Annotated in this window: 26 protein-coding genes and 1 pseudogene; 12 read left to right on the plus strand and 15 right to left on the minus strand. The window is 68.8% G+C overall.

What is annotated here, in order from left to right; genetic code table 11:
• From V6M51_RS07255 to V6M51_RS07265, 3 genes are all read right to left on the minus strand, one after another.
• Positions 1 to 1,131 (minus strand): NAD(P)(+) transhydrogenase (Re/Si-specific) subunit beta (locus tag V6M51_RS07255; RefSeq protein WP_332765921.1); only part of this gene is annotated, 1,131 nt, incomplete at its 3' end.
• Positions 1,132 to 1,135: 4 nt separating this feature from the next.
• The gene (locus V6M51_RS07260) at positions 1,136 to 1,456 is read right to left on the minus strand and encodes a proton-translocating transhydrogenase family protein (RefSeq protein ID WP_332765923.1); all 321 of its coding nucleotides are present in this window, start codon (positions 1,454 to 1,456) and stop codon (positions 1,136 to 1,138) included.
• 14 nt (positions 1,457 to 1,470) lie between these two features.
• Complete coding sequence (locus tag V6M51_RS07265) at positions 1,471 to 2,604, minus strand: Re/Si-specific NAD(P)(+) transhydrogenase subunit alpha (RefSeq protein ID WP_332765925.1); 1,134 nt, start codon at positions 2,602 to 2,604, stop codon at positions 1,471 to 1,473.
• 181 nt (positions 2,605 to 2,785) lie between these two features.
• Between V6M51_RS07265 and V6M51_RS07270 the strand changes: the two genes are divergently transcribed.
• The gene (locus V6M51_RS07270) at positions 2,786 to 3,934 is read left to right on the plus strand and encodes an alpha/beta hydrolase (protein WP_332765926.1); all 1,149 of its coding nucleotides are present in this window, start codon (positions 2,786 to 2,788) and stop codon (positions 3,932 to 3,934) included.
• On the opposite strand, the gene gyrB is transcribed toward V6M51_RS07270, so the two are convergent.
• Both gyrB and recF read right to left on the minus strand, forming a co-directional pair.
• Positions 3,931 to 6,372: a DNA topoisomerase (ATP-hydrolyzing) subunit B gene (gene gyrB / locus V6M51_RS07275; protein WP_332765928.1), complete on the minus strand. Its 2,442-nt coding sequence runs from the start codon at positions 6,370 to 6,372 to the stop codon at positions 3,931 to 3,933. The genes V6M51_RS07270 and gyrB overlap by 4 nt on opposite strands.
• Complete coding sequence (gene recF, locus V6M51_RS07280) at positions 6,369 to 7,508, minus strand: DNA replication/repair protein RecF (RefSeq protein ID WP_332765930.1); 1,140 nt, start codon at positions 7,506 to 7,508, stop codon at positions 6,369 to 6,371. Before recF ends, gyrB begins: the two co-directional genes overlap by 4 nt.
• Before the next feature lie 100 nt (positions 7,509 to 7,608).
• Between recF and V6M51_RS07285 the strand changes: the two genes are divergently transcribed.
• Positions 7,609 to 9,195, plus strand: coding sequence for an energy transducer TonB (locus tag V6M51_RS07285; protein ID WP_332765932.1), 1,587 nt, complete (start codon positions 7,609 to 7,611; stop codon positions 9,193 to 9,195).
• On the opposite strand, the gene V6M51_RS07290 is transcribed toward V6M51_RS07285, so the two are convergent.
• The 5 genes from V6M51_RS07290 to hrcA all read right to left on the minus strand — a co-directional run bounded on the left by V6M51_RS07290 (position 9,192) and on the right by hrcA (position 15,468).
• A complete protein-coding gene (locus V6M51_RS07290; protein ID WP_332765934.1) occupies positions 9,192 to 11,135 on the minus strand; it encodes a S9 family peptidase in 1,944 nt (647 codons plus the stop codon). The two genes, V6M51_RS07285 and V6M51_RS07290, sit on opposite strands and share 4 nt — an antisense overlap.
• Before the next feature lie 61 nt (positions 11,136 to 11,196).
• Positions 11,197 to 12,315: a DNA polymerase III subunit beta gene (gene dnaN / locus V6M51_RS07295; RefSeq protein WP_332765936.1), complete on the minus strand. Its 1,119-nt coding sequence runs from the start codon at positions 12,313 to 12,315 to the stop codon at positions 11,197 to 11,199.
• 159 nt (positions 12,316 to 12,474) lie between these two features.
• Positions 12,475 to 13,440, minus strand: coding sequence for a retroviral-like aspartic protease family protein (locus tag V6M51_RS07300; protein WP_332765938.1), 966 nt, complete (start codon positions 13,438 to 13,440; stop codon positions 12,475 to 12,477).
• A 251-nt stretch (positions 13,441 to 13,691) separates the two neighbouring features.
• On the minus strand, positions 13,692 to 14,306 hold the full coding sequence (grpE, locus tag V6M51_RS07305) for a nucleotide exchange factor GrpE (RefSeq protein WP_332765940.1): 615 nt from the start codon (positions 14,304 to 14,306) through the stop codon (positions 13,692 to 13,694).
• Positions 14,307 to 14,316: 10 nt separating this feature from the next.
• Complete coding sequence (gene hrcA / locus V6M51_RS07310; protein WP_442957666.1) at positions 14,317 to 15,468, minus strand: heat-inducible transcriptional repressor HrcA; 1,152 nt, start codon at positions 15,466 to 15,468, stop codon at positions 14,317 to 14,319.
• A 14-nt stretch (positions 15,469 to 15,482) separates the two neighbouring features.
• On the opposite strand from hrcA, the gene rph reads away from it, so the two are divergent.
• The gene (rph, locus tag V6M51_RS07315; RefSeq protein WP_332765942.1) at positions 15,483 to 16,199 is read left to right on the plus strand and encodes a ribonuclease PH; all 717 of its coding nucleotides are present in this window, start codon (positions 15,483 to 15,485) and stop codon (positions 16,197 to 16,199) included.
• Between the two features lie 15 nt (positions 16,200 to 16,214).
• Here the strand turns inward: rph and V6M51_RS07320 are convergent, their stop codons facing one another.
• Together V6M51_RS07320 and V6M51_RS07325 are read right to left on the minus strand one after the other, a co-directional pair.
• Entirely contained in the window at positions 16,215 to 16,454 is a 240-nt protein-coding gene (locus tag V6M51_RS07320; protein ID WP_332765944.1) for a helix-turn-helix domain-containing protein, read from the minus strand.
• Position 16,455: 1 nt separating this feature from the next.
• Positions 16,456 to 16,986: a DUF2975 domain-containing protein gene (locus V6M51_RS07325; RefSeq protein ID WP_305677334.1), complete on the minus strand. Its 531-nt coding sequence runs from the start codon at positions 16,984 to 16,986 to the stop codon at positions 16,456 to 16,458.
• Positions 16,987 to 17,352: 366 nt separating this feature from the next.
• On the opposite strand from V6M51_RS07325, the gene V6M51_RS07330 reads away from it, so the two are divergent.
• The 8 genes and pseudogenes from V6M51_RS07330 to V6M51_RS07365 all read left to right on the plus strand — a co-directional run bounded on the left by V6M51_RS07330 (position 17,353) and on the right by V6M51_RS07365 (position 24,430).
• Positions 17,353 to 17,952, plus strand: a complete 600-nt coding sequence (locus V6M51_RS07330) for a non-canonical purine NTP pyrophosphatase (RefSeq protein WP_332765945.1) — start codon at positions 17,353 to 17,355, stop codon at positions 17,950 to 17,952.
• Positions 17,949 to 19,115 carry a radical SAM family heme chaperone HemW gene (hemW, locus tag V6M51_RS07335; protein WP_332765946.1) on the plus strand — a complete coding sequence of 389 codons (1,167 nt, stop codon included), beginning with the start codon at positions 17,949 to 17,951 and terminating at the stop codon, positions 19,113 to 19,115. Before V6M51_RS07330 ends, hemW begins: the two co-directional genes overlap by 4 nt.
• Positions 19,116 to 19,180: 65 nt before the next feature.
• Positions 19,181 to 20,056, plus strand: a complete 876-nt coding sequence (gene rsmI / locus V6M51_RS07340; protein WP_332765947.1) for a 16S rRNA (cytidine(1402)-2'-O)-methyltransferase — start codon at positions 19,181 to 19,183, stop codon at positions 20,054 to 20,056.
• Entirely contained in the window at positions 20,053 to 20,427 is a 375-nt protein-coding gene (locus V6M51_RS07345; RefSeq protein ID WP_332765948.1) for a YraN family protein, read from the plus strand. The genes rsmI and V6M51_RS07345 overlap by 4 nt, the downstream gene beginning before the upstream one ends.
• 14 nt (positions 20,428 to 20,441) lie before the next feature.
• Entirely contained in the window at positions 20,442 to 21,257 is an 816-nt protein-coding gene (locus tag V6M51_RS07350; RefSeq protein ID WP_332765949.1) for a SirB1 family protein, read from the plus strand.
• A gap of 80 nt (positions 21,258 to 21,337) precedes the next feature.
• On the plus strand, positions 21,338 to 22,285 hold the full coding sequence (gshB, locus tag V6M51_RS07355) for a glutathione synthase (RefSeq protein ID WP_332765950.1): 948 nt from the start codon (positions 21,338 to 21,340) through the stop codon (positions 22,283 to 22,285).
• A gap of 201 nt (positions 22,286 to 22,486) precedes the next feature.
• Positions 22,487 to 23,401: pseudogene (locus V6M51_RS07360) on the plus strand (YifB family Mg chelatase-like AAA ATPase); the annotation flags it as partial.
• A gap of 171 nt (positions 23,402 to 23,572) precedes the next feature.
• A complete protein-coding gene (locus tag V6M51_RS07365) occupies positions 23,573 to 24,430 on the plus strand; it encodes a hypothetical protein (protein WP_332765951.1) in 858 nt (285 codons plus the stop codon).
• A 4-nt stretch (positions 24,431 to 24,434) separates the two neighbouring features.
• On the opposite strand, the gene V6M51_RS07370 is transcribed toward V6M51_RS07365, so the two are convergent.
• Positions 24,435 to 24,668 (minus strand): DUF6471 domain-containing protein, encoded by a 234-nt coding sequence (locus V6M51_RS07370; protein ID WP_332765953.1) that lies wholly within the window; start codon positions 24,666 to 24,668, stop codon positions 24,435 to 24,437.
• Positions 24,669 to 24,776: 108 nt separating this feature from the next.
• On the opposite strand from V6M51_RS07370, the gene V6M51_RS07375 reads away from it, so the two are divergent.
• A complete protein-coding gene (locus tag V6M51_RS07375) occupies positions 24,777 to 25,730 on the plus strand; it encodes an IS1595 family transposase (RefSeq protein ID WP_332765955.1) in 954 nt (317 codons plus the stop codon).
• Positions 25,731 to 25,973: 243 nt separating this feature from the next.
• Here the strand turns inward: V6M51_RS07375 and V6M51_RS07380 are convergent, their stop codons facing one another.
• Together V6M51_RS07380 and V6M51_RS07385 are read right to left on the minus strand one after the other, a co-directional pair.
• A complete protein-coding gene (locus V6M51_RS07380; protein WP_332765957.1) occupies positions 25,974 to 26,426 on the minus strand; it encodes a hypothetical protein in 453 nt (150 codons plus the stop codon).
• 146 nt (positions 26,427 to 26,572) lie between these two features.
• Positions 26,573 to 26,998 carry a hypothetical protein gene (locus V6M51_RS07385; protein WP_332765958.1) on the minus strand — a complete coding sequence of 142 codons (426 nt, stop codon included), beginning with the start codon at positions 26,996 to 26,998 and terminating at the stop codon, positions 26,573 to 26,575.

A 26,998-nucleotide genomic window follows, 5' to 3' on the forward strand; every position in this document is an offset into this window, starting at 1 on the left:
GTCATAGGGGACGTTGGCCTCGGCCAGCAGCACGTTCATGTGGCCCGGCATCCGGCCGGCGACGGGGTGGATGGCGTACTTCACCTCCACGCCCTCCTCCTTCAGCTTGTCGGCCATTTCGCGCAGGGCGTGCTGGGCCTGGGAGACGGCCATGCCGTAGCCCGGGACGATGATGACCTTGCTGGCGTTCTTCATGATGAAGGCCGCGTCCTCGGCGGAGCCCTGCTTGACGGGCCGGGTCTCGGCCTTGGCGCCGCCGGCCGCGGCGCTGTCGTCGGCCCCGAAGCCGCCCAGGATCACCGAGACGAAGCTGCGGTTCATGGCCTTGCACATGATGTAGCTGAGGATCGCGCCCGACGAGCCGACCAGGGCCCCGGTGATGATCAGGGTGACGTTCTCGAGCGTGAAGCCCAGGGCCGCCGCCGCCCAGCCGGAGTAGGAGTTCAACATCGAGACCACGACGGGCATGTCGGCGCCGCCGATGGGGATGATCAGGGTGATCCCGACCAGCAGGGAAAGCGCGAAGATGCCCCAGAAGGCCCAGATCGCCTGGCCGCCGCTCATCACCAGCACCACCACCAGGGCGACGATGGCCAGAGCGATGAGGATGTTCAGCAGGTGCCGCGCGGGCAGCAGGATCGGGGCGCCGCTCATATTGCCGTTCAGCTTGGCGAAGGCGATCACCGAGCCGGTGAAGGTCACCGCCCCGATGGCCAGGCCCAGGCTGAGCTCGATCAGCGAGTTGAGGTGGACGGTCCCGTCCTCGCCCATGATGCCGTAGGCGGCGGGCGTGTAGATGGCGGCCACGGCCACCAGGCAGGCGGCCATGCCGACCAGGCTGTGGAAGGCGGCGACCAGCTGCGGCATGGAGGTCATGGCGACCCTACGGGCGATGACCGCCCCCACCGTGCCGCCGATGGCCACCCCGCCCAGGATCAGGCCGAGGGTGAGGGTGTCCAGCGCGTCCTGGCCCCACAGGGTCAGCATCGCCGTGCCGACCGCGATGGTCATGCCGATCATGCCGTTGCGGTTGCCCGCCTGGCTGGTGGTGGGGCTCGACAGGCCGCGTAGGGCCAGGATGAACAGGATGCCTGAGACGATGTAGGCGATGGCCGCGATATTGGCGTTCATGGGCCTATTTCGCCTTCTTCTTGTACATGGCCAGCATGCGACGGACGACCAGGAAGCCGCCGAAGATATTGACTGCGGCGAAGGCCGCGGCGACCGCGCCTGCGCCCTTGGAGATAATGATGCTGCCGGTGAGCGCTCCGCCGTCGGGGCTGTGGGCGGCGGCGGCCAGCAGGGCGCCGACGATGATCACCGAGGAGATAGCGTTGGTCACCGCCATCAGCGGCGTGTGCAGGGCCGGGGTCACGCTCCAGACCACGTAGTAGCCGACGAAGATCGCCAGGACGAAGATCGCCAGGCGGAAGACGGTGGGATCGACAGCTTCCATCTTATCTCTCGGGATCAGGCGGTGAGCGCGGGATGGACGATCGCCCCGCCCTGGGTGACGAGGGCGGCCTTGAGGATCTCGTCCTCGTAGTCGGGGGCGAAGGCGCCCTCCTTGTCGAGGAAGAGGCCGGCGAAGGCCATCAGGTTGCGGGCGTAGAGCGCCGAGGCGTCGGCGGCCACGCGGCCGGGCAGGTTGGGCACGCCCAGGATCTTCACGCCATTGGCCGTCACGGCCACCTCGCCCAGCTTGGCGCCGACCACGTTGCCGCCCTGCTCGACGGCCAGGTCGACCAGGATCGAGCCGGGCTTCATGGTCGCCACCTGCTCGGCGCTGACCAGCTTGGGCGCAGGGCGGCCGGGGATGAGCGCCGTGGTGATGACGATGTCCTGCTTGGCGATGTGGCTCGACACGAGTTCGGCCTGCTTGGCCTGGTACTCGGGGCTCATCTCCTTGGCGTAGCCGCCGGCGGTCTGGGCGTTCTTGAACTCCTCATCCTCGACGGCGAGGAATTTGGCGCCCAGGCTCTCGACCTGTTCCTTGGTGGCGGGCCGCACGTCGGTGGCGGTCACCACCGCGCCCAGCCGTCGGGCCGTGGCGATGGCCTGCAGGCCCGCGACCCCGACGCCCATGATGAACACCTTGGCCGCGGCCACGGTGCCGGCGGCGGTCATCATCATCGGGATGGCCTTGCCATAGGCCTCGGCGGCCTCGATCACCGCGCGATAGCCGGCCAGGTTGGCCTGGGAGGACAGGACGTCCATCACCTGGGCGCGGGTGATCCGCGGCACGAACTCCATGGCGAAGGCGGTGGCGCCCTTGGCGGCCAGGGCCTTCAGCGCATCCTTGTCCTGGTGCGGGTTCAGCGTCGCCACCACCAGGGCGCCGGACTTCAGCGCGGCGATCTCCTCGTCGACGGGCGCGCGGACCTTGAACAGGATGTCGGCCTTGCCGATGGCGTCCTTGGCGGTCTTGGCCAGGGTCGCGCCGGCGGCGGCGTAGTCGGCGTCCTGGTAGGAGGCGGCGGTTCCGGCGCCGGCCTCGACCACCACCGAGAACCCGCTGGCGATCAGCTTCTTCACCGTCTCCGGGGTGGCGGCCACGCGGGTTTCGGCGGCGCGACGTTCCTTGGTGACGGCGATGACGGCCATGCGCTTACGGTCCCCCTGAAACCCGACGAAAGCCGGGGGACCATAAGGGCGGCCGTCAGGCCTTGTCCAGCGACCTGAGCGTAAATTCGAACAGTTGTTTGACCGCTTTCGACTCGCGTCCGCCGGCTCCTTGGGCGACTGTCCGCCGATGTCGCCGCAGAGCGACCCTGGGGGCGAGCGCATGAGGGGCGATCGGCGACAGATGCTGGCGATCCTGGGTGGCGGCGGGCTCGCCGCCTGCGCGCCGAGAACCGAACCCGTTGCGCCTCCGGGACTCACCTTCCTGCGGTCCTATTCCGCGCCGGAGAGCTGGTTGTTGCTGCGGCTCGCCGGGGTGAACGGCGTCAAGCCGCGCCGACGGATCGACTGCTACCGGCTGAGCTATCCGACCCATGGTTCCGACGGTCGCCGCGCCATGGCCACCGGAATGGTCGCCCTCCCACGCGGCGCGAAGGCCAGGGGGTTGGTCAGCTTTCAGCATGGCACGACGACGACCCGCACAGCCGTGCCGTCCAATCTCTCCACCGACGGCCTGGCGGGTGCGATCCTGTTCGGGGGCGCGGGCTACGCCGCCGTGGCGCCGGACTATCTGGGTCTTGGCGGATCGAAGGGACCGCATCCGTATCTGGTGGCCGGCGACGCCGCGCGCGCCGTCACCGACATCATCGCCGCGGCGCGCCGGATCGAGGGCGTGCCCGGCGCGCCGGCGTTCCTGGTCGGGTTCTCCCAGGGTGGCCACGCCAGCCTGGCGGCGCTGCGCGCGCTCGAGGCCGCCGGCCAGCCGGTCCTGGGCGCGGCGGCCATCGCCGGGCCGCACAACCTGCTGACCATCAGCTTCAAGAACGCCCTGCGAGGCGGGTCGCCCCAGCATTCGCTTTATCTGGCCTATACGGCGCGGGGCTACGCGGCGCGCTATGGCCAGCCCTTGGCGAGCCTGCTGGCGCCGGCCTATGTCGAGCTCGTGCCGGACCTGTTCGATCGGCCGCACACGCCTGAGGAGATCATCGCGGCCTTGCCCGGTGATCCCCGCGCGCTGTTCACCCCGCGGTTCCTGGCGGCGTACGACACCGGCGGCCGTCACTGGTTCCTCGACGCCATGGCGGCGAACGAGGTGTCAGGGTTCACGCCCAAGGCGCCGGTGCGGCTCTACTATGGAGACCTGGACATAGACGTTCCACCGGAGGAGGCGATCGCCACCGCACGCCGGATGACGGCGGCCGGCGCGGACGCGCGGGCCGTCGACGTGGGCGCCGTCGGGCACGACCCGTCCGTGCTGAAGGCCGCGCCGATGATTCTGGAATGGCTGGAGGCGCTGAGCGCCCCGCTCTAGACGTCGACCTCGGCGTCCAGGGCGTTCTCCTGGATGAATTCGCGGCGCGGCTCGACCAGGTCGCCCATCAGGCGGGTGAACATGTCGTCGGCGTCGTCGGCGTGGTTGACCTTGACCTGCAGCAGGGTGCGGGCGTCGGCGTCGAGCGTCGTCTCCCAGAGCTGGTCGGGGTTCATCTCGCCAAGGCCCTTGTAGCGCTGGATCGCCAGGCCGCGGCGGCCGGCTTCCATCACCGCGGCGAACAGGTCCAGCGGGCCGCGCACCTTGGCTGAGCGGTCCTTGCGGGTGAAGGTCCCCACGCCCTGGAAGGTCTCGGCCATGGCGGCCGAGCGTTCGGCCAGCCTGCGGGCGTCGGCGGCGTGCAGCAGCAGGTCGTCCAGCACCACGCGCTCGGACACCCCGCGACGGACGCGGGAGAAGGCGAAGCCGCCGGTGGCCGCGACCTCTCCGGTCCAGTTCCCGTCGCCTTCCTCGGCGTAGAGGTCCATGCGGGCCGCGGCCTTGGCCATGTCGCCGCCGCCCTCGTTCAGTAGGCCCGCCAGGGCCGCCTGTTCGATGGCGATGGCCGGGGCGCGGCTGGAGAGGCGTTCGATATTGGCCTTGGCTCCGCGGGCGCTTTGCAGCAGGGCCAGCAGATCGGCGCCGACCAGCCGCTCGCCGGATTCCAGGTCCAGGGTGGCGCCCTCGACGCCTTCGTCGATGAGGTAGTTCTCGAGCTCGGAGTCGTCCTTGAGATACCGCGACTGGCGGTTCTTGGTCGCCTTATAGAGCGGCGGCTGTGCGATATAGAGATAGCCGCGCTCGATGAGCTCCGGCATCTGCCGGTAGAAGAAGGTCAGCAGCAGGGTGCGGATGTGGGCGCCGTCGACGTCGGCGTCCGTCATGATCACGATCTTATGGTAGCGGAGCTTCTCGATATCGAACTCGTCGCGGCCGATGCCGGCGCCCAGCGCCACGATCAGGGTGCCGATCTGGTCGGATGACAACATCTTGTCGAAACGGGCGCGCTCCACGTTCAGGATCTTGCCGCGCAGGGGCAGGATCGCCTGGTTCTCCCGGTTGCGGGCCTGCTTGGCCGAGCCGCCGGCGGAGTCGCCCTCCACCAGGAAGATCTCGGACTTGGCCGGATCGCGCTCCTGGCAGTCGGCGAGCTTGCCGGGCAGGGAGGTGATGTCGAGGGCCGACTTGCGCCGCGTCAGTTCGCGGGCCTTGCGGGCGGCCTCTCGGGCCATGGCGGCCTCGGCGATCTTCTGGACGATCAGCTTGGCCTCGGTGGGGTGCTCCTCGAACCACTGGCCGATGCCCTCGGAGACCAGGCCTTCCACGGCCGGGCGCACTTCGGAGGAGACCAGCTTGTCCTTGGTCTGGGAGGAAAACTTGGGATCCGGCACCTTGACCGACAGCACGCAGGTCAGCCCCTCGCGAGCGTCCTCGCCCGACAGCGAGACCTTCTCGCGCTTGGTGGCGCCGGAGCTTTCCGCATAGCCGGTGATGATCCGGGTGAGCGCCGAGCGGAAGGCGGCCAGGTGGGTGCCGCCGTCCTTCTGCGGGATGTTGTTGGTGAAGCAGAGGACGTTCTCGTGATAGCCGTCGTTCCACCAGAGCGACATGTCGAGTTCGACGTTCTCCTTCTTGCCGCGGATCACGATCGGAGTGCGCAGCAAGGGCGTCTTGGCCTTGTCGAGGTGGCGCACGAAGGCCTCGATGCCGCCCTCGTAGTGCAGCAGCTCGACGAAGGGCTCGGCCTCGCGGTTGTCCTTCAGCCAGATGGTGACGCCGGAGTTCAGGAAGGCCAGCTCCCGCAGGCGGTGCTCCAGGGTCTTCCGGTCGTAGTCGATGAAGGCGAAGGTGTCTGTGGAGGCCATGAAGGTGACCTCGGTCCCCGACAGGAACTCGCCGTTCTCGCGCAGGGGCGCGTCGCCGGTGACGATCAAGGGCGAGACCGCGTCGCCGCGACGGAATTCCATCTCGTAGGCCTTGCCGCCGCGATAGATCTTCAAGCGAAGCCAGTCGGACAGCGCGTTGACCACAGAGACGCCGACCCCGTGCAGGCCGCCGGAGACCTTGTAGGAGTTCTGGTCGAATTTCCCGCCGGCGTGCAGCTGGGTCATGATGACCTCGGCCGCCGAGACGCCTTCCCCCTCGTGGATGTCGGTAGGGATCCCTCGACCGTCGTCGGTGACGGTCACCGAGCCGTCGGCGTTGAGGATCACCTCGACCCGTGTGGCCCAGCCGGCCAGGGTCTCGTCGATGGCGTTGTCGACCACCTCATAGACCATGTGGTGCAGGCCCGAGCCGTCGTCAGTGTCGCCGATGTACATGCCGGGACGCTTGCGCACCGCGTCCAGGCCCTTCAGCACCTTGATGGACTCCGCGCCGTACTCGGCTTGGCCGGCATGCTCGCCCGAGGTGTCCGGGATCTGCGTCTCGTCAGTCATTCAGTGTCCAGAATCGCCAAGCTGGAGCCGTCCACATGGACGCCCTGGGCCCGGCCCTTCAAATCCTCAAAGAGAAGCTCGTCCGTGCCGGTCAGGAACGCCTGCAGCTCGAGCGCCTCGATTTCGTCGAACAGCGCGGCTCGCCTGCGGCGGTCCAGATGCGCTGCGACCTCATCCAGCAACAATATAGGGTTTGGCGCCGATTCTGCACGCGAAAGACGCGCCGCCTGGGCCAAAACAAGGTTCAAAATCAGGGCTTTCTGTTCGCCGGTCGAGCATTCCGCCGCCGGACGGTCCTTTTCGGCGTGCACCACCAGCAGATCGCCCCTGTGCGGCCCCGTCAGGGCCCGCCCGGCGGCGGCGTCGCGGTCGCGCGCGGCGGCCAGGGACCGGGCCAGGCGAGCCTCGATCTCGGCGAACTCGACCCCCTCGCCGGCCATCCGCTCCCAGTCGCCGGTGAGGGTCAGCTTCGCCTGCGGGAACGGCCGGTCGCCGCGGCCGTCGATCTCAGCCTGCAGGGCGGCCAGGGTGCGGGCGCGGGCCTCGGCCATCAGGGCCCCGGCCTCCGCCAGGCGAGCTTCCAGGGCCGAGAGCCAGGCCGGGTCGGCTGGGCCGTCGGTCAGCAGCCGCATGCGCTCGCGCTGGGACTTTTCGTAGGCCGAGACATGGGCGGCGTGGCTGGGCTCGCCGGCGAACACCAGGCGATCGAGGAACCGGCGGCGGTCGCCCGCGCCCTCCAGGAACAGCCGGTCCTGGGCCGGGGTCAGCCAGACCTGGCGCTGCAGATCGGCCAGGCGTCCCGGCGGCACGGCCTCGCCCTCCAGCCGCACCGTGCGCCGCGCCGCGCCGGGGGTCTCGACCCCGGTGCCGACCCGGGTCTCCTCGCCGGCCTCGACGATCACCGCGGCCACCGCCCAGGCCCGACCCTGGGTTTCGCCCGGCTGGCGGCGGCCCAGCTCGGCGATGGCCGCGCCCCGCAGCCCCCGGCCGGCGGTGAACAGGCTGATCGCCTCCAGCAGATTGGTCTTTCCCGCCCCGTTGGGGCCCACCAGGAACACCGGCCGCCCGTCGAGGGCGAGCTCGGCCCGCGCATAGGAGCGGAAATCCGTCAGGGTCAGGTGGCTGAAGGCGGTCACCGGCGCGTCATAGCGGGTTTCGCGCACACGCGCGAAGGGGGTGGGGCTTGAGCGCGCGCGAAGCTGCGCTAGGGTGCCCGCCGGGGTTGTGGGAGCGTTTATGGCGCGTGCTTGGGCTGGTTGCGCGATCTGGGTGACAGCGGTCGTTCTGGCCGGGGCGGCGCACGGGCAGCCTCGACCTTCGGTGGTGACCAACCCAGACTGGATCGAGCGGCCCGACGCCGAGGCGCTCGCCAGGGTCTATCCCGCAATAGCGCAGCTGCTCGGCCTCGAAGGGCGCGCGACGATCTCGTGCTCGATAAACGCAGCGGGCGTTCTCCACGCCTGCTCGGCGGTCAGCGAGCAGCCGACGGGCCTGGGCTTTGGCGCGGCCACTGTGGAAGCCGCCGCCTTGTTCCGGATGAAGCCCAAGACGGTCGACGGCACGCCGGTGGCGGGAGGAACCGTAAGGATTCCCATACGCTACACGCTGCCACGGTCGCAGGCGCCTGACACCCCGCCCGAGGCGCCGGCCGCGCCTCCGGCGCTGACCGCGGAAACGGCCGCCCTGGCCAAGGTGCTGGAGCGCGCCTTCACTGCAAAGGCGGAATCGTCCGTGACCCGCATGATCGCCCTGGACCGCAAAGTCACCGACGAAAAGGTCCGCGCGGACGCTCGCAAGGCGATGGCGAGCGCCGCCACGAAGTTCGCCGTCCCATATGCGGCCTCCACAGCGGCGCACTACGCCGCCGGGGGCGATGCGGCGAGCGTTCAAGCCATGACCACATTCCTGTCGAGTCCCGCCAGCCTGGCGATGGAGAACGCTCGGCGGGACGCCGAACATCTCGTCGCTCAGCTCGGCGTCACGGTCGTCGCGGAAATGAGCGCGATCGCTCGCGCGAAATTCTGCGAGAGCAAGCGCTGCGATGTGGCGCGCCCGGAACTTGCCGGCGTGATCGCGCCGAATTTTTCGAAGACGCCCACGCCCCAGGAGATCCGCCGGGCCACGCCACCCCTCACCCAGGCGCTGGGCGTCGCCGGATGGGCCAGGCTCAATTGCATCGTGATCAAGGGCGGCGGCGTTTCCTATTGTGCGCTCGTCGGTGAGGCGCCGGCAGGCCTTGGCCTTGGAACGTCGGCGCGCAACCTGGCGGATGCCTACCGTGTCGAGACCAGATCCGGAGACAAGGACCTGGAAGGCGAGACGGTGACACTGGTCGTCGATTTTCCCACGCCGCCCGCCCCGCAGCCCGACCCGGCTTGGCGGTCACCAGGTCCAGCCGATCCAACCATGCTGGCGCTCGCAAGGAAGCTTGTGGCTCTCGAAGACCATGAGCGTCAGGCCGACGAGGTGCGCAAGGCGCTGGACCGCTTCGCCGCCGCCACGCCGCCCGATCAGGCCGGGCTGCTCGCGGCCTACCGCTTCGCCTTCGAGGAGATCGTGCGCCGCTACGTCGAGAGAATGGCGGTGGCCTACGCCCTCGCCTATGCCCGGCCCGACCTCGAAGCTGTCGTCGCCCACCTGTCGGGGCCAGCCAGCGAGCTGCGCCGCGGCGCGTCGACGCGTCAGGCCGCGCTCGAGGCGTCGGAAGCGTATTATCGGGCCGTTTTCGCCGCCGAGGCGGCGCGGGTCTTCTGCGAAGTGCGCGACTGCGTCGCTCCGGTACAGGCCGCCGGCGCCCCTGCGACCGGCGGCTCGCGCAACTAGTCCGTCGCGGCCGGCGCCGCCCCGAACACTTTCCGCAGGAACAGCGTCTCCGCCTCCCGCAACGCGTCGCGGTTCTGCTTCTTGCGGAAGCCGTGGCCCTCGTCCCTGGCCATCATCCACCAGACGTCGCCGCCGTTGGCGCGCACCTTGGCGACCATCTGCTCGCCCTCGGTCCAGGGCACGCGGGGATCGTTGAAACCGGCGATGACGAACAGCGGCTTGGTCATCCTGTCGGTGAGGTTGAGCGGCGAGATGCGGTCGAACTCGGCCTTCATGGCCGGGTCGCGCTCGTCGCCGTACTCGGCCCGCCGCAAGTCGCGGCGGTAGCCTTCGGTATTGGTCAGGAAGGTGGTGAAGTCGGAGATGCCCACGGTGTCGATGGCCCCGGCCAGGCGGTCGTTATAGGCCGCCAGCGCCGCCAGGGTCATGAACCCCCCATAGGAGCCGCCGGAGACCACCACCCGGCTCTTGTCGAGGTCCGGCTGGGTCGCAATCCAGTCCAGCAGGGCGCCGATGTCGCGGACCGAGTCCTGGCGCTTCAGGGCGTTGTCCAGGGCCAGATAGGTCTTGCCGTAGCCGGTCGAGCCGCGGACATTCGGCGAGATCACCGTCGCCCCCAGCGCGTTCACCCAGTACTGGTAGGCGGTCGAGAAGCCCGGCCGCGACTGGCCCTCCGGCCCGCCATGGATATCGATGATCACGGGCGTGGGCCCCTTCGCGGCCCTGGGCCGGTAGACCCAGGCCGGAATCTCGCGCCGGTCGAAGCTGGGAAAGCGGATCAGGGCCGGCTCGACCATGTCGGCGGGCTTGAGGCCCCCCATCTCGCTGTGGGTCCAGCGGACGAGACTCGCCTCCGCGATATTCCAGGTCCAGACGTCGGCCGGTGAGGTCGCCGAGTTCAGCCCGATGGCCAGGCGCAGGGCGTCGGGCGAGAACTTAAGGTCCACCAGCACGCCCAGGGGCAGCTCCGGCTGGGGCAGGGCGCGGCGCGTGACCATATCGGCGACCACCACCCGCGAGCGGCCGTCCTGGTTGATCGCATAGGCCAGCAGCCGGCCGTTCTCCGAGAGGTCGAAGGCCTCGATCTCCCAGGCGCCGCCGTCGGCCACCACCGCCTTGCGGCCGCTGGCCAGGTCGTATTCGACCAGCCGGGCGACCTCGGACTTCTCGTCCGACAGCATCAGGACCCGGCGGCCGTCGGGGGTGAACTCGCCGCCGGAATAGGCGATCGGCTTCCGCGTCGGATTGATCTCGGTCACCTGGCCGGTGGCCAGCTCCAGGACGAAGACCTTGCTCGACTGGGCCGAGATGGCGCGCTTGAAGAGGATCCTGCCGCCGTCCGCGGAGAACGCCACCGGCCCGACGGCGCCCCTGCCCTTCAGGGCCACGCGGCGGGTGGTCGGCTGACCGGTGCGCATCAGCATGATGTCGTAGTCGCCCTTGCCGGGGGTCACCCGGCTCCAGGCCAGCAGGTTCCCGTCGGGGGAGAAGACGAAGCCGGTATTGCGGGTCTTGGGCTCGGTGACCTGGGCCTCGCCGCCCTCGACCGCCGAGGCGTAGCCCTGGAAATACTCGTCCCCGCCGGAGTCGCGGGCGAAGACGAAGGCGCCCGGAACCACCGGCTGGGCGGCGGCCGAGGTCACCGGTTCGTCGAAGAAGGTGAGCTGGGTGCGGTCGCCGCCTGGGGCCTTCACATGGTGGATCTGAGGGGTCTGGCCGAAGCGGGTGGCGATCAGCATCGTGCCGTCGGCCAGCCAGTCCAGGAAGCTGGCCGAGCGGGCGTTCTGGTAGCGGCGGAGCTGCTCGCGCACGGCCGGCGGGGTCTCAGGCACGTTCTCGGTGACCAGGGTCCCGACCTCGCGCTTGACAGTCGGCGTCCCGGCCAGGGCGAAGCCGCCCGTCAGCAGGGCGGCGAGACCGCCGATCAGCACGCGACGCATAGACGTTTCCACCCGTAGTCTTATGGGCGAAGTCTATACCAGCGTGGCCCTACGTCGAGGGTCAGACCCGCAGGGGCATCAGCACGTACTGGACGTCGGCGTCGGTGGGGTCGAGCACCAGGGCCGGGTCGTTGGGTCCGCCGAAGCGGAACTCGGCCTGTTCGGCGCTGATCTGGTCGGTGACGTCCAGCAGGTAGCGGGCGTTGAAGCTGAGCTCGAAGGCCTCGCCGTCGTAGTCGACCTCGATCTCCTCCACAGCCTGGCCGGCTTCCATATTGCGGACGGTGAGGATCACCTTGCCGGGCTCGATAGCCATGCGGACCGAGCGGCTCTTCTCGGCCGAGATGGTGGCGACGCGGTCCACCGCCTGGGCGAACAGCTTGTTGTCGACCATCATCACCCGGTTGTTGTCCTTCGGGATGACCCGGCTGTAGTCGGGGAAGTTGCCGTCGATCACCTTGGAGGTGAGCGCGGCGCCGCCGAAATCCAGGCGGACCTTCTGGGCGCTGAGCTGCAGGTCGACCGATTCGCCGGCGTCCTCCAGCAGGCGACGCGCCTCGGCGATGGTCTTGCGCGGCACGATGACGCCGGGCGTGCCGGCCGAGCCCTCGGGGGCGATCATCTCGGCCAGGGCCAGGCGGTGGCCGTCGGTGGCCACGGCGCGCAGCTTGGCCACCCCGTCCTCCACCACCGTGTGCAGATAGAGGCCGTTCAGATAGTAGCGGGTCTCTTCGGTGGAGATCGCGAACCGGGTCTTGTCGATCAGCCGGATCAGGTCGCCCACGTCCACCGGGACGCGCGACGAAAGCCCGTCGGAGGACATCACCGGGAAGTCGCCGGCCGGCAGCACCGGCAGGTTGAATCGCGAGCGCCCGGCCGAGACGGTCAGGCGCGGATCCTCGCCTGTAAACGACAGGGAGACGTCGGCGCCTTCCGGCAACTTGCGGACGATCTCGTAGAGCGTGTGGGCGGGCGCGGTGATCTGGCCCGGCTGGTCCACCTGGGCGAAGGCCTCGTCGATGATCTCCATGTCGAGATCGGTCGCCGAGAAGGTGAGCCGGTCGCGCTCGGCCGACAGCAGCACATTGGACAGGATCGGGATGGTGTTGCGCCGCTCGACCGCGCTCTGCACATGCCCCAGCGCCTTGATGAGCGCCGCCCGTTCGATCGTAAGCTTCATGATGTGGTCCGGACCTCCAAGCGCCGGTGCGAGGGAGTCGCCGGCGCCCCCCACAGGAAGGGACCTGGGACTTTAATCATTTAGAAGCCGCGGGGAAGAGGGCCCCGGCGCCTGCGGCGTCCGGCCTGGGGATATCGACGGGTCGGGATCGGTTCGCTGCTACGCCCTGGCGCTGTCGGCGATGTCGAAGCGGACCGACGAGCGGCCGAAGTCGAGGGAGACCGTGGTGAACTGGGTCAGCAGATCGATGCCCAGCATCATGGTCGGGGTGTCGTGCAGGTCCCAGAGCCGGAAGACCGGCACGTCGCTGAACACCACCGGGACATTGCCCAGGGTCAGGCCGCCCAGGCGCATGAACGGCAGGTTGAGTTGCTCGCCCGTGAAGGCCTCGCCGGCGATGGACAGCAGGCCGACCTTCTGGGCCTTGGACGCCGCCTTGGGGTCCATCCGCTCGATGATTCGCCGCAGGGCGGTGTTGCCCAGGGAGAACTGCGAGCCGGAATCGATCATGGCGCTGATCTTGCGGCCGCTGAGATCGGCGTCGACGATGGTGAGCTGACCGGACTTGCGCCGGGCCGGCACCACGACCTTGCCCTCGGCGCTGGCCTCGCGGCGAGACTTGGTGATCTCCAGGGTCTTGCCGGCGAAGCCCAGGACCAGGCGCTGGCCCTTCAGCCAGTCGATCCCCAACACGCCGTCGATGCCGAACCCGGCCATGGGCAGGACCGGCGCCTCGATATTGCGCCGGGTGCGCGAGCCGATGTCGAGTCGGTCGATGTTGACGCTGGCCCGCGAGCGCGGCCCGACCACCGTGTGCACCCGCAGCGCCCTGCCGCGCGGCAAGGCCAGGGTCTCGGCCAGGCCCTGCGAGACGCAGGAGGTGTTGGCCCCGGTGTCGACCATGAAGCGGAAGGGGCCGCGGCCATTGATCATCACCGGCGCGGTGACGTGGTCGAACACGTTGCTGGAGTTGGTGTCGACCGTGGTCGGCGGCTGGTCTTCGTCGGCCAGCTCGGCCAGGACTTCGGGAAGAACAGGAGAAAGAATGGGGCGCGCGGCCTCCTGGCCGAACGCCCAACCCGGCGCGGTGAGCAGGGTTCCGCCAGCGGCGGCGCTCCACCCCATCATCGCCCGGCGAGTCTGTGACCCTGCCTGCACGTTTCCGACCCCTTTTTGTTCTAGGCCGAGCTTACGCCCGGCGGGGATCGGGGTCAAATGGCCGAGGTCGGGATTTTCCTTGCGGAACAAGGAGTAACTCAGACGTTACGCCCTAGACCCTTTCCGGGTCAGATGGACTCATCTGACCGGATGAAAAGGGTCTAGCTTCAAAAGTGTAGAGCGTGACAACCGCCTGACCCGGTATCCACTTCAGGCTGTCACGCTCGCGTGTCGACCGCGCCGCCGGAGTCCTCGCCGTCGTTGGCCGCATAGGGGTTGGCCGGGGCGTCGCCGCCGCCCGGGGCCTGCGCGCCGGAGCCCTTGGCCGCCACCACCACCATGGCCGGACGGATCAGCCGGCCCAGCAGCTCGTAGCCCGGTTGCAGGGTGGAGATCACCCCGCCGGCGGCCACATCCGCCGAGGCCTGTTCCATCACCGCCTGGTGCTGGTGGGGGTCGAACTTGGCGCCGGCCACCGGATCGATCTTCTTCAGGCCGTTGTTCTCGAAGGCGGTCTGCAGCGCCTTCTCGGTCATCTCGACGCCCACCACGAAGTTGTTCACCGCCGGCTCGCCACTGGCCGGCGGGGTGGTCAGGGCCCGCGACAGGGTGTCGGCCACGGTGAGCAGGTCGCGGGCGAATTTCTGGATGGCGTAGGCGCGCGCGTCATTGGCCTCGCGCTCGGTCCGGCGCTTGGTGTTCTCCGCATCGGCGGCGACGCGCAGGACCTGATCCTTCAGCGCCTGGTTCTCCGCCCGCAGGGACAGGAGCTCATCGGCCGCAGCGTCGGCGATCTCTTCGAAGTCTTCAGCCGGCGTTTGATCGTCGGACATCTAAAATCCTTTACCCGTTCGCGACCTGGGAGAGCACGCGGGCGGTATAGTCCACCAGCGGGATCACCCGGGCATAGTTGAGGCGCGCGGGCCCGATCACGCCGATCGCGCCCAGCACCTTTTGTTGGCCCGTCATATAGGGCGCGGCGATCACGGCGGAACCCGAAAGCGAAAACAGCCGCGTTTCGGCGCCGATGAAGATCCGCACGCCCTGGGCTTCCCGGACGTCGTCCAGCAAACCTATCAGTTGTTCCTTTTGTTCAAGATCGTCGAACAGCATGCGCACACGCTCCAGGTCGTCCAGGGCCTCGCGGTCGTGCAGCAGGTTGGCGCGACCGCGGACGATCAGGGACCGCTCGGCGCCCTCGCCGCCGCCCCAGCCGGCCAGGCCTTCCTCGACCAGGCGCGCGGCGACCTCGTTCAGCTGGGTGCGGGCGGTGTCCAGTTCGTGCCGCACCTCGGCCTTGGCCTCGTTGAGGGTGCGCCCCCGCAGCCGGGCGTTCATGAAGTTCGACGCCTCCTGCAGGGCGCTGGGGGTGACGCCGGCGGCCAGCTTCATCAGTCGGTTCTCGACCACCCCGTCCTCGAAGACCATCACCGCCAGCGCCTGGTCGGCGGAGAGCGAGACGAACTCCACGTGCTTGACCCCCGCGTCGCGCACCGGGCTCACCACCACCCCGGCGCCGCCCGCCAGGCCCGACAGGATCGCGGTCGCCTCGTTCAGCGCTTCCTCGAAGTTCATGCCCTTGCCAGTCAGCCGCGCCTCGATGGAGCGGCGGTCGTCCTCGGCCACGTCGCCCACCTCCAGCAGGCCGTCGACGAACAGCCGGAGGCCCGCATGGGTCGGGGCGCGGCCGGCGCTGACATGGGGCGCCCCCAGCAGGCCGAGCTGGGTCAGGTCCTGCATGGTGTTGCGGATCGAAGCCGGGGACAGGTGCACCCCGCCCTTGGAAAGCGTGCGCGAGCCCACCGGGTCGCCGGTTTCCAGATAGCTCTCCACCACGCGGCGGAAAATATCGCGGGCGCGGGCATCCAGTTCGGCGAGCGAAGGCCCGGGTGAAAGCAGGGGGCTGGTCACGATAGGCGGCGGTGCTCGTTGCGAGCCATGGACGGAACCTCTTCGATCTAGGATAAGCCCGCCGGCGCAAGACGCCAGCACCATCGCCAAGGTTTCCCATGCGCCCGTCCGATCGTACCGCCGACCTGCTCCGTCCCGTGACCCTGGAGGTGGGCGTCAACCGCTATGCGGAGGGCTCGTGCCTGGCCTCTTTCGGCCACACCAAGGTGCTGATCACCGCCAGTGTCGAAGACCGGGTGCCAGGCTTCATGCGCGGTCGCGGCCAGGGCTGGGTCACCGCCGAGTACGGCATGCTGCCGCGCGCGACCCACACGCGGGGCCGCCGCGAGGCCTCGGAAGGCAAGCAGTCGGGCCGCACCCAGGAGATCCAGCGGCTGATCGGCCGCTCCATGCGCGCGATCGTCGATCCCGTGGCGCTGGGCGAGCGGCAGATCTCCATCGACTGCGACGTGATCCAGGCCGACGGCGGCACGCGCACGGCGGCGATCACCGGCGCCTGGGTGGCCCTGCGGGTGGCGACCAAATACCTGATGGAAGAGGGCCTGATCGTGAAGGACCCGATCCTGGATCAGGTGGCGGCGATCTCCTGCGGGATCTTCAAGGGCGTTCCGGTCCTGGACCTGGAATACGAGGAGGATTCCAACGCCGAGGCCGACGCCAACTTCGTGCTGACCGGCACGGGCGACATCGTGGAGGTCCAGGCCACCGGCGAGAAGCGCGGCTTCAGCCAGGGCGAGTTCGAGGCGCTTTTCTCCCTGGCCCGCAAGGGGATCGGCGAACTTTGCGAGCTGCAGAGGATCGCAACGGGCGGCTAGACCGCCCGCGCCGCCTCAGAAGCCGTCATCGTCTCCGGGACCGTCTTCGGGGCCGGGCTCGTAGTCGAGCAGGTCGCCCGGCCGGCAGTCGAGCTCGCGGCACAGGGCCGAAAGGGTCGAGAAACGGACCGCGCGCGCCTTGCCGGTCTTGAGGATCGACAGGTTGGCGATGGTGACGCCGGCCCGGTCGGCGAGCTCGGTCAGCGACATGCGCCGCTCCAGCAGCACGCGGTCTAGGTTTACACGGATCGGCATGTCAGATCGTCAGTTCCGCTTCGCGGCGCAGGCGCGCGCCCTCGCGGAACACCTCCGCCAGTACGAAGACCACCAGGACCGAGAACCAGGCGGTCAGGCTGAAATTGGGTTCGACCTCATTGGCCCCGGGCAGCAGCCAGGCGCCCACGGCCCAGACGGCGTAGCGCAGCAGCTCCAGGCCGGCCAGGATCAGGCCGATCACCCTCAGGCGCCGCACATTGTCGGGATGGAATGGGTCTCCGGCCGTCAAGGTCATGAAGATCCGCCGCAGCCGATCGACGATGAACAGGACGCCGGTCATGTAGAGCGCCGCAGCCGCCAGTCCGCCCACCATGACGGGGCCGAGATTGGCGATCTCCGCGGCGCCGGCGCGGATCGAGATGCTGTCGATCAGCTCCGGATTGAAGCTGAGCAGCAGGGCCAGCAGCATCAGCACGCCCACCAGGACCACCCCCGCCCAGAGGGCGAAGAACACCACGTCCAGGATGGTCTTCAGGAAGCTCGACACCGAGCCGGGTCCCAAGGCGCGCATTGCGGCCCTCCGTCGAAAGCGAAGGCGCCAGACTAGGCGATCAGGCGCTGCGCCACCACGGCCACGGTCGGAACCGCCGCCATAACCACGACCGCCGCCATCAGCATCCGGTCCATCGCGCTCATCATGGAAGAGAACATTTTCAATCTCCTGTCTCATTGTGCGACGCAACATTTGTCGCGCCCTTCTGAGCAGCAGGAATAGGACCACATCGCTTTTCGATCAACGAATTTATCGATAAACGATATTAAATCGACGTAACATTGTGAACTTTTCGCAATGCAGCAGAGGCGCGCTCGCCGGGATGATGGCGGGCCGACCTGGCCTCGCCTATGGTCCGCGGCCATCCCGTCCCGGAGTCCCCCCATGGCCCTCAAGCTCGAACCCGGCGCCAAGCTGGTGGTCGCCACCCACAATCCCGGCAAGGCGCGCGAACTGGCCGCCATCCTCGACAACCGTTTTGAACTGGTCACCGCCGGAAGCCTCCGCCTTCCTGAGCCTGAGGAGACCGAGGCCACCTTCGCCGGCAACGCCCTGCTCAAGGCCCGCGCCGCGGCCGAGTCCTCGGGCCTGATCGCCCTGGCCGACGATTCGGGACTGTCGGTCGCCGCCCTGGACGGCCAGCCGGGCATCTTCTCGGCCCGCTGGGGCGGCCCGGACAAGGACTTCGCCGCCGCCATGCGCAAGGTCGAGGAACGGCTGGAGGAGGCGGGCGGCGACGATCGCTCCGCCTGGTTCACCTGCGCGCTCGCCGTCGCCTGGCCGGGGGGACCGGCGGTGGTGGTCGAGGGCCGCGTTGACGGGACCCTGGTCTTTCCCGGCCGCGGGGACCGGGGCCACGGCTATGATCCGATCTTCCAGGCGATGGGCCACGACGTCACCTATGGCGAACTCGACCCCGCCGTGAAGGACGCCGACAGCCACCGGGCCCGGGCCTTCGCCAAGCTCAAGGCCGCCCTGACTTGAACGTCGCCGCGCCGCTGGGGGCGCCCCCGCTTGGCGTTTATGTCCACTGGCCCTACTGCGCGCGCATCTGCCCCTATTGCGATTTCAACGTGGTTCGGGCGCGAGGTCGTGACGAGGAGCGGGCGCGGCTGGTCCAGGCGATCGGCGCCGACCTCGCCGCCCAGCGCGAACTGACCGGCCCGCGCGAGCTGGTCTCGATCTTCCTGGGCGGCGGCACGCCCTCCCTGATGGATCCGGACTGGGCCGGCGAGATCGTCGCGCTCGCCAAGCGGCTCTGGACCCCGGCCGCCGACATCGAGGTCACCCTGGAGGCCAATCCCACCGACGCCGAGGCTGACCGGTTCGCGGGCTTCGCGGCCGCCGGGGTCGACCGGTTGTCGCTGGGCCTGCAGTCGCTGCACGACGACGCCCTGAAGCTGCTGGGCCGCAACCATGACGCGGCCCAGGCGCGGCGCGCGGCCGGGGTCGCCGCCCGGACCTTCCCACGCCTGTCCCTGGACCTGATCTACGCCCGGCCCGGCCAGACGCCGCTGGCCTGGGCCGAGGAGCTGCAGGCCGCGATCAAGCTCGGCGCGGAGCACATCTCACCCTACCAACTGACCATCGAGGCCGGCACCGCCTTCGACCGGGCGGTGAAGCGCGGGACCCTGGTCCCGCCGGGCGAGGACGACGCCGCGGACCTGTTCGAGACCACCCAGCAGGTCCTGGAGGCCGCGGGGTTCGAGGCCTACGAGGTCTCCAACCACGCGCGCGGGTCCGCCGCCCGCTCGCGCCACAACCTCGTCTATTGGACCGGCGCCGACTATGTGGGCGTGGGGCCCGGCGCCCATGGCCGCCTGACCCTGGACGGCCGCCGGGTCGCCACCTGCGCCCAGGCCAGGCCCGCCGACTATATCGCCGCCGTCGGCGAGGCCGGGACCGGCTTCGCCACCCGCGAGGTCCTCGACCCCCGCCAGACCGCCGAGGAACGCCTGCTTTCGGGCCTGCGGATCGGGCCGGGCGTGGCGTTCGCCGAGGTCGCGGCCCTGGGCCTGACGCCGAACCACCCGGAAGTGGTCTCCCTGGTTTCCGCCGGCCTGATCGCCGACGACCCCCTGCGCCTGCGCGCCACCGCCGCTGGGCGCCTGCTGCTGGACCATGTCACCGGTCGGCTGGCGACCTGAGCCGCCCGCTCCCTGATCGGGCGAACCGCCTTGCCTTCCTCGCCCTGAGCGGCGAAGCCTTGCCCATGTCGCGCCATCCCCCGCCGCCGCAACTCTCCGACGCGCCGCTCGCGCCCGGCCTCTATGTGGTGGCCACGCCGATCGGCAACCTGCGCGACATCACCCTGCGGGCCCTGGACGTGCTGGCGGCCGCCGACCTGGTCCTGGCCGAGGACACCCGGGTGGCGGGCAAGCTGCTCCACGCCTTCGGCCTCTCCAAGAAGCTCGAGCGCTATGACGAGCACGCCGCCGAGCGGGCCGGGCCCAAGGCGCTGGCCGTCCTGGCCGACGGCGGCCGGGTGGCCCTGGTGTCGGACGCCGGCACCCCGCTGGTCTCCGATCCCGGCTTCCTGCTGGTGCGCGAGGCGATCGCCCAGGGCGCGGCCGTCTATCCAATCCCCGGCGCCTCGGCCCTGCTGGCGGGGCTGTCCGTGGCCGGACTGCCCACCGACCGCTTCCTGTTCGCGGGCTTTCCGCCGCCCAAGAGCGCCGCGCGGCGCACTTTCTTCGAGGAACTGGCCGGGATCCGCGCCACCCTGGTGTTCTTCGAGGGCGGGTCGCGGGTCGCCGCCAGCCTGGCCGACATGGCCGCGGTGTTCGGGCCCCGCGAGGCCGTCGTGGCCCGCGAACTCACCAAGCTCTACGAGACCGTCACCCGTGGCTCGCTGGACGAGCTGGCCGCCGATCCGCGGATGGTCGCGCCCAAGGGCGAGTTCGTCCTGATGGTCGGGCCGGGCCGGGCGCAGGCCGCCACCGCCGCGGACGCCGACACCGCCCTGCGTGACGCCCTCGCCCGCCTGCGCCCGGCCGAGGCCGCCTCCGAGGTCGCCAAGGCGCTGGGCCTGCCCCGCCGCGACCTCTACCGCCGGGCCATGGCGCTCAAGGCCGGAGACGGCGAATGAACCCCGTCCGCCAGGCTCGGGGCGCGGCCGCGCGGCTGGCCGGCCGCCGGGCCGAGGTCTGGGCGGCGATCTGGCTGATGGCCAAGGGCTACCGCATCCTGGGCTTCCGGCTGCGCACGCCGCAGGGGGAGATCGACCTGCTGGCCCAGCGCGGCCAGGTGCTGGCGGTGGTCGAGGTCAAGCAGCGCACCACCCTGGAATCGGCCCTCGAGGCGGTCACCGAAACGCAGCGCGATCGCCTGCGCCGGGCGGGACAAATGCTCGCGGCCCGACGGCCCAGCTTGCAAAAACTTGCGGTTCGCCTCGATCTGATCGCCCTCGCGCCCGGCAAGCTTCCGATTCATAGTCGGGACGCTTGGAACGGCGCCTGAGTCGTTAGGGACCGATGACCCGAGAAGACGCTGAAACCCTGTTGAAGGAAGCCGGCCGCGCCGGCGACGGCGACTTCCCACTGCTGGAGGCCGCCATCGCCTGCGCCGTGCACGAGGATCCCGAGCGCGACCCGGACGCCGCCCGCGACCTGGCCCGCTTCGGGGTCGAACGCCTGACCGAACGGCTGGCCGTGGAGAGCCCGGAGGAGGCCCTGGCCGAGGCCATGGCCGGCGACCTGCGCCTGGGCGGCGACCTGTTCACCTACGAGCATCCCGACAACGCCGACGTCGTGGCCGTGGCCACCCGGCGCAAGGGCCTGCCGGTGGCGCTCGGGGTCTTCTACCTGCACGTGGCGCGCAAGTGCGGCCTGACCGTCCAGGGCGTCGACTTCCCCGGCCATTTCCTGCTGCGCATCGAGACGGCCGAGGGGCCGCTGGCCATGGACCCGTTCAGCGAGGGCCGGGTGGTGCTGCCTTCCGAACTCACCCGCCGGGCCCTGCACGCCGGCCTGACCCCCAATGTCGCCGACCGGCTGGACCGCCTGATGGCGCCGGCCAGCGACCGCGACGTGCTGATCCGCCTGCAGAACAACATCTTCGCCCGCGCCAGCAACGCCCGCGACTTCCCCCGCGCCGAGCGCGCCGCCCTGCGCCGGGCCCTGCTCGATCCCGCCGACCACCGCCCCTGGCTGGACGTCGCCGCCGCCCGCGAGGGCCAGGGCGCGCTGGCCGGCGCCATGGAGGCCCTGACCCACGCCGGGACCCTGGACGGCGGCGCGGCGCTGGCCGCCCGCGCCCAGCGCGAACGCGTGCGCCTGCGGCTGAACTGACAGCGTCCTTAGCGATCCTCGCTGGCGCTTGGACGTCCCGCCGCCTATCTCAGACGCCTTCGCCGTAAGGAACCGAGCCGATGTCGTTGAAGGTCGCCGTCCAGATGGACCCCCTCGAGGCCGTCAATATCGAGGGCGACACGACCTTCCTCATGCTCGAGAACGCCCAGGCGCGGGGCCACGAGCTGTTCGTCTACACCCCGGACCGGCTGGCCATGGAGGACGGCAAGGTCTTCACCCGCGGCCGGTCGGTGACGGTCGAGCGGGTCAAGGGCGCCCACGCCACCTTCGGGCAATGGGAGGTCCGTGAGCTGGCCGAGTTCGACGTGATCCTGCTGCGCCAGGACCCGCCATTCGACATGAGCTACATCACCTCGACCCACTTCCTGGACAAGGTGCATCCCAAGACCCTGGTGGTGAACAACCCCGCCGAGGTGCGCAACGCGCCCGAGAAGCTGTTCGTCACCGACTTCCCCGGCGTCCAGCCGCCGACCCTGATCACCTCCGACGTCGAGGCGATCTACGACTTCCGCGCCCGGCACGGGGACATCGTGCTGAAGCCGCTCTACGGCCTGGGCGGCTCGGGGGTGGCCCGGTTGCTGGCCGACGACCCCAATCTGGACGCCATGCTGGACCTGCACCGGGCCATCGGCCGCGAGCCCGTGATCGCCCAGAAGTTCCTGCCGGCGGTCTCCAAGGGCGATAAGCGCATCCTGCTGGTGGACGGCGAGGCGGTGGGCGGCATCAACCGCGTGCCCAAGGCCGGCCAGATCCGCTCGAACCTCGCGGTCGGCGGCGTCGCCGAGGCCGTTGAGCTGTCGGCCCGCGACCTGGAACTGTGCGCCATCATCGGGCCGGAGCTGAAGCGGCGCGGCCTGATGTTCGTCGGCATCGACGTGATCGGCGACTACATGACCGAGATCAATGTCACCTCGCCAACCGGCGCCCAGGCCCTGAAGCGGTTCAGCGGAATCGACGCGACCGAGATCATGTGGAGACGGATTGAAGCCCTCCGCGCCAAGGCTTAGCTCGGGCTTCAAGACACCCGTCCAAGTCGCGGAAACGTCTCACTTTCCCCTTAAGTTCTATTTTTGTTCTTGATCCGAGCCGCGCGGCGTGCTGGGCTTGTGGATAAAGTTGAACTCTTTCAAGCGCGTGTTCGCCGAAAGTAAAGACGGGTTTCGGCGAGCATCAGTTCTTGATTTCTAGTGGGACGGGCGGGGGTAGAAATGGCGTCGCGGGTGGTCACGGTGGCGTTCCAGGGCGTCGAGGCGCGGCGCGTGGACGTCGAGGTCCAGCTCACCGGCGGCGAGCCGAAATTCATGCTGGTCGGACTGGGCGACAAGGCGGTCGCCGAGAGCCGCGAGCGGGTCCGCGCCGCCTTCGCCGGACTGGGCCTGGCCATGCCCTCCCGACGGATCATCGCCAACCTGGCGCCGGCCGACCTTCCCAAGGAAGGCGCCCATTACGACCTGCCCATCGCGCTCGCGGTCATGGGGGCCATGGGCATCCTGCCGCCCGACGCGCTCGCCGACTGGGCGGCCATGGGGGAGCTCTCCCTGGATGGCCGCATCGTGGCGGTGGCCGGCGCATTGCCCGCCGCCGTGGCCGCCGGGGCCATGGGCCTGGGCCTGATCTGCCCGGAGGCTTCGGGGCCCGAGGCCGCCTGGGCCGGCGACACTCGCGTCCTGGCCGCGCCCTCGCTGATCGCCATCGTCAACCACTTCCGCGGGACCCAGATCCTCTCGGCGCCCAGGCCCGGCCCCATGCTGGACGGGGAGCGGGTCCCGGACCTGCGCGAGGTCAAGGGCCAGGAGAACGCCAAGCGCGCCCTGGAGATCGCCGCGGCCGGCGGCCACAACCTGCTGTTCACCGGCCCGCCCGGCTCGGGCAAGTCGATGATGGCCGCGCGCCTGCCGGGCCTGCTGCCGCCGCTCTCGCCGGCCGAGCTGCTGGAGACCTCCATGGTCCATTCGGTGGCCGGGCTGATCGCCAAGGGGGCGCTCACCCGCACCCGGCCGTTCCGCACGCCGCACCATTCGGCCAGCATGGCCGCGCTCACCGGCGGCGGCCTGCGGGTGAAACCCGGCGAGGTCTCGCTGGCCCACAACGGCGTGCTGTTCCTGGACGAGCTGCCGGAATTCTCCGGCATTAGGTAGCAAACACACCCAATCCAGGGATTTCACCGCCACTGATGCGGATGGAGATCACCGGATATGGGATGGGAGCGACCAATGCCATTGGAGAATTCAACCAGTGGTCCGAAATGCAAGCAAGCGTTGCCGGTTCGGGACGAGTCCGGGCAGGATCGCCACATGTCCAATAGGCGCGACGCGGCGATGCAGTATGCAGTCGCCTTCGGGGGGGTCCTCGTGACCGGCGTCGCCCCCGACCTTGTGCCCGACGTCTTGAAGCTCCCCGTTGTTCTATTTGGATTGGCGCTGGTTAGCATCAGCCTCTTCCCCAGTGTCCGGTCGTTCTGCCATTGGGTCCTGAAACGGAAGCGAGGTCGCATGACACTCATATTCATTGGCGCGCTTCTCATGGTGACCGGCGGCTACATCGCCTACCAAGGAGCCTTCGCTGGCGCGCGCCTCGCATCGGTGCTCGGGATCGCCGGGGCCGGGCCAAAGCACGGGAAGCCGCCTCCGGCTCCGAAAGGCGGTGTTGTCGGTGAGCGGACGACGGACGAGCGAGGCGTAACTACTGGGCCTACGCCGAAGGGATTTCCGACCGTCAGAGAGGCTGCGCTTGGGCAGACCAACCGCTCCCAATTTACCCGGCCGCTCAAGGCCTTCATCTCGGAGGGCGTCGATCTAAAGCTCACCATCCAGGCTGCCGACGGCGAATTACTGAAGCAAAAGCAAGACCTGGTTTGGGTTTGGCAGGAGAAAGTTGGGATGTGGATCTGCGAGAACATGGGCGAATACGCAGTCATGAAGTTCGCCGACATAGCTCCCGTTCAGCCCACTCTCGGCATCGCTAAAACCAAGGAGGCGGCCGCAAGTGTTATCATCATGGATCTCCTGATGAACAACCTTCAGGCGATTGTGGAACGGGATACGTGGGACCCAGAGGGCGCGCCCGTTTTGCCAGCAAGGGGCTGCCGAGCAGTTGTGGGGCGAGCGACCGACCGTCCGTATGGGTCGGACCCAGCCGCCTCGACTGAATAGCGCCCTAGAGCCTCAGGTTGTCGATCTCCATGGCTTCCAAGCACTGGAGGAAGAACGCGGCGGTGAAGCCGCCCCGGCTGATCTTATTGGCGATGTTCCGTTCGTTCTCCGGGATGTTCATTTCTGTCAGCCGCTCGGCCAACTGGCGATAGCTCATCCCCTTCCGCTTAAGCTCCCCTTTGAGGAGGTTCTTGGCGTGGGATGTCCAGTCGAAGTCCTTGAAGTCAGGCTTCGTCATGGCGAGGTCTCCGGTTCCAGTGTCGAATATCATCATATTCGATGTTTTCACCATTGACAACGATGAGGCATAACCTCATATCTGGTGACAGTTACACCGGATATGATGATGTCTCAGCACTTCCTCCTCTCGACCGCCGCCCGCAGCCTCTCGCTGGCGAAGGTCATGCGCCTCTCCGACGACCAGGCGTTCGACGTGTTCAAGTCGATCCGCTGGGCCGCCACGGACGGCGAGCCGGTGTGCCCCAAGTGCGGCGGCTACATCGTGTGGGAGTTCAAGGCCCGTCGCCTGTTCAAGTGCAAGGCCTGCACCGCTCAGCTCACCGTCACGTCCTCGACCATCTTCGCCAGCCGCAAGATGGATCTGCGCGACATCCTCGCCGCCATCGCCATCTTCGTGAACGGCGCCAAGGGCCACAGCGCGCTTCAACTGAGCCGCGATCTGGACTGCCAGTACAAGACGGCCTTCGTCCTCTCGCACAAGATCAGGGAAGCCCTGGCGGCCGAGCAAGCCACGTCCGAGCTGTCGGGCGAGGTTGAGGTCGATGGCGCCTATTTCGGCGGCTACGTGAAGCCCGCCAACCGCAAGGAACACCGGATCGACCGCCGCACCGCCCAGGCCCAAACCGGCAAGCGTCAGGTGGTCGTGGTCATGCGCGAGCGTGACGGCCAGAGCCAAGCCTTCGTCGCCAAGTCGGAAGGCGCGGGCGCCGAAGTCATCGCCGCGACCGTGCAGCCCGGCTCGACCATCTACGCCGACGAAGCGTCAGCCTACGACAACCTCGCCGCCAAGTTCCTGACCAAGCGCATCAACCACAGCGTCGAGTACGCGAACGGCGAAATCAGCACCAACATGGCTGAGTCGTTCTTCTCGCGCCTGCGCCGCGCCGAGATCGGCCAGCACCATCACATCGCCGGAAAGTACCTCGCCGCCTACGCGATGGAGATGGCGTGGCGTGAGGACAACCGCCGCGTCTCCAACGGCGAGCAATTCCTGCTGGCGACCGGCGCGGCGCTCGCGCACCCCGTCAGCCGCCAGTGGAAGGGCTATTGGCAGCGGTAAGGGCCCCTAGCGCCTCGGGTGTGGCCGGGGCTTGGGCGGCCGATAAGGCGGCGCGTGGGGTCGCGGATGCGGTATGCGTCGCTGCTTCCTGCGCGACTTATCTAACGGAGTCATGCCCTTAGGCCCTAACGAGAGGGTTGATTCACCGGGCAGGTTTTGCTAGACAATCGGGTGCGAACTGACTGCGTCGCGAGCTTGCTCCGGCGTGCGGATGGCCCGGCCCTTGGTCGGGCCGTTTTGCGTTTACACAGACTCCTCCTCAAGCTGCTCCGGCTCCTCAGGCTTGGGCTTGAGCGTCCATCCCCGACGCCCGTTGGATACGAACCGGCCGGAGTTGAACAGCATGGCGCTCAGGTTGCTCTTGGGCTCGTTGCCCCCGATCCTGTGCCCACTGGCGACCAAGACGTCATAGAGATCAGCCGTTTTGACCGGGTCTGGACCGAGTACGTCCAGCAGCACCTCAACCTCCTCCAAAATCTTCAGGCGGTCTGGATCGATTCTGCGCTGAAGGCCGTCTCGCCTGCTTGCCGGTGGCTTGGGGGCGGCGGCACTGGACACGTCGAAGCCGGCGCTAGCGCCACCGTAAAGCGCCCGCAACTCCCTGAGCGCCTTGAGTTTTTGGTGGCGCGGATCGGCGCGCAGAGCATCTTCTAGCTCCGCGATTTCCTGATCAACTGCCGAGATTAGGTCCGACATTTCGCCGCCACCACCCTAGTTAGGCGACGAATATAGCCGCTTCCCATCGGGGCGCCGAGTCATTTCTTGGCTTGGGGCGTGGGAAGAACGTGACCGGAACAAAACTTACGCGTCCGTGGGGAGGGAGCAACATGTTGTGGCGCGGCTTAAGATACCTGCCACCCCTTGTAGTCGCCCACCAGGGCCACCTCCCGAACAATCCCCGCCTTCGCCAGCTTCCACAGGCTGGCGCTGACGCGCTTGCGGATCATCTGCACCGTGGGGGCGTCTTCCGTGAGCTTGCGGCCCGCGATGACCTGACGGGCGATGTCGAGGCTCGTCAGCGGCCCTGTGGCCGTCCGAAGGGCGTTGAGGGTGTCCCGCCGCATCTCGCCCCGAAAGGCCGCGTCCTTCGACGGCTGGGGCTTGGCGCGGGGCAACACCGCCGCCGGGTCGAACATCCTGATCGTGTGTTCGACGGCTTCAAGGTCGAAGACCAGGGCGTTCAACGCCTGCCGGTGATGCTCGATCTTCCCGGCGATCTCGCGGTGTTTCTCTAGGAGACCGGCGACCGTGTTGGGGCGTTCTGTCAT

The sequence above is a fragment of the Phenylobacterium sp. genome, assembly GCF_036677185.1.
GTDB lineage: Bacteria > Pseudomonadota > Alphaproteobacteria > Caulobacterales > Caulobacteraceae > Phenylobacterium.

Coding starts and splice junctions, on each gene's coding strand:
- gshB (WP_332765950.1), top strand. CDS start 21,338: ATGTCGTTGAAGGTCGCCGTCCAGATGGACCCCCTCGAGGCCGTCAAT.
- V6M51_RS07385 (WP_332765958.1), bottom strand. CDS start 26,998: ATGACAGAACGCCCCAACACGGTCGCCGGTCTCCTAGAGAAACACCGC.
- V6M51_RS07345 (WP_332765948.1), top strand. CDS start 20,053: ATGAACCCCGTCCGCCAGGCTCGGGGCGCGGCCGCGCGGCTGGCCGGC.
- V6M51_RS07270 (WP_332765926.1), top strand. CDS start 2,786: ATGAGGGGCGATCGGCGACAGATGCTGGCGATCCTGGGTGGCGGCGGG.
- rsmI (WP_332765947.1), top strand. CDS start 19,181: ATGTCGCGCCATCCCCCGCCGCCGCAACTCTCCGACGCGCCGCTCGCG.
- V6M51_RS07290 (WP_332765934.1), bottom strand. CDS start 11,135: ATGCGTCGCGTGCTGATCGGCGGTCTCGCCGCCCTGCTGACGGGCGGC.
- V6M51_RS07300 (WP_332765938.1), bottom strand. CDS start 13,440: ATGGGGTGGAGCGCCGCCGCTGGCGGAACCCTGCTCACCGCGCCGGGT.
- rph (WP_332765942.1), top strand. CDS start 15,483: ATGCGCCCGTCCGATCGTACCGCCGACCTGCTCCGTCCCGTGACCCTG.
- gyrB (WP_332765928.1), bottom strand. CDS start 6,372: ATGACTGACGAGACGCAGATCCCGGACACCTCGGGCGAGCATGCCGGC.
- V6M51_RS07260 (WP_332765923.1), bottom strand. CDS start 1,456: ATGGAAGCTGTCGATCCCACCGTCTTCCGCCTGGCGATCTTCGTCCTG.
- V6M51_RS07375 (WP_332765955.1), top strand. CDS start 24,777: ATGTCTCAGCACTTCCTCCTCTCGACCGCCGCCCGCAGCCTCTCGCTG.
- V6M51_RS07285 (WP_332765932.1), top strand. CDS start 7,609: ATGGCGCGTGCTTGGGCTGGTTGCGCGATCTGGGTGACAGCGGTCGTT.
- V6M51_RS07265 (WP_332765925.1), bottom strand. CDS start 2,604: ATGGCCGTCATCGCCGTCACCAAGGAACGTCGCGCCGCCGAAACCCGC.
- V6M51_RS07380 (WP_332765957.1), bottom strand. CDS start 26,426: ATGTCGGACCTAATCTCGGCAGTTGATCAGGAAATCGCGGAGCTAGAA.
- V6M51_RS07325 (WP_305677334.1), bottom strand. CDS start 16,986: ATGCGCGCCTTGGGACCCGGCTCGGTGTCGAGCTTCCTGAAGACCATC.
- V6M51_RS07320 (WP_332765944.1), bottom strand. CDS start 16,454: ATGCCGATCCGTGTAAACCTAGACCGCGTGCTGCTGGAGCGGCGCATG.
- V6M51_RS07330 (WP_332765945.1), top strand. CDS start 17,353: ATGGCCCTCAAGCTCGAACCCGGCGCCAAGCTGGTGGTCGCCACCCAC.
- V6M51_RS07370 (WP_332765953.1), bottom strand. CDS start 24,668: ATGACGAAGCCTGACTTCAAGGACTTCGACTGGACATCCCACGCCAAG.
- V6M51_RS07365 (WP_332765951.1), top strand. CDS start 23,573: ATGTCCAATAGGCGCGACGCGGCGATGCAGTATGCAGTCGCCTTCGGG.
- grpE (WP_332765940.1), bottom strand. CDS start 14,306: ATGTCCGACGATCAAACGCCGGCTGAAGACTTCGAAGAGATCGCCGAC.
- dnaN (WP_332765936.1), bottom strand. CDS start 12,315: ATGAAGCTTACGATCGAACGGGCGGCGCTCATCAAGGCGCTGGGGCAT.
- V6M51_RS07350 (WP_332765949.1), top strand. CDS start 20,442: ATGACCCGAGAAGACGCTGAAACCCTGTTGAAGGAAGCCGGCCGCGCC.
- hrcA (WP_442957666.1), bottom strand. CDS start 15,468: ATGGTGCTGGCGTCTTGCGCCGGCGGGCTTATCCTAGATCGAAGAGGT.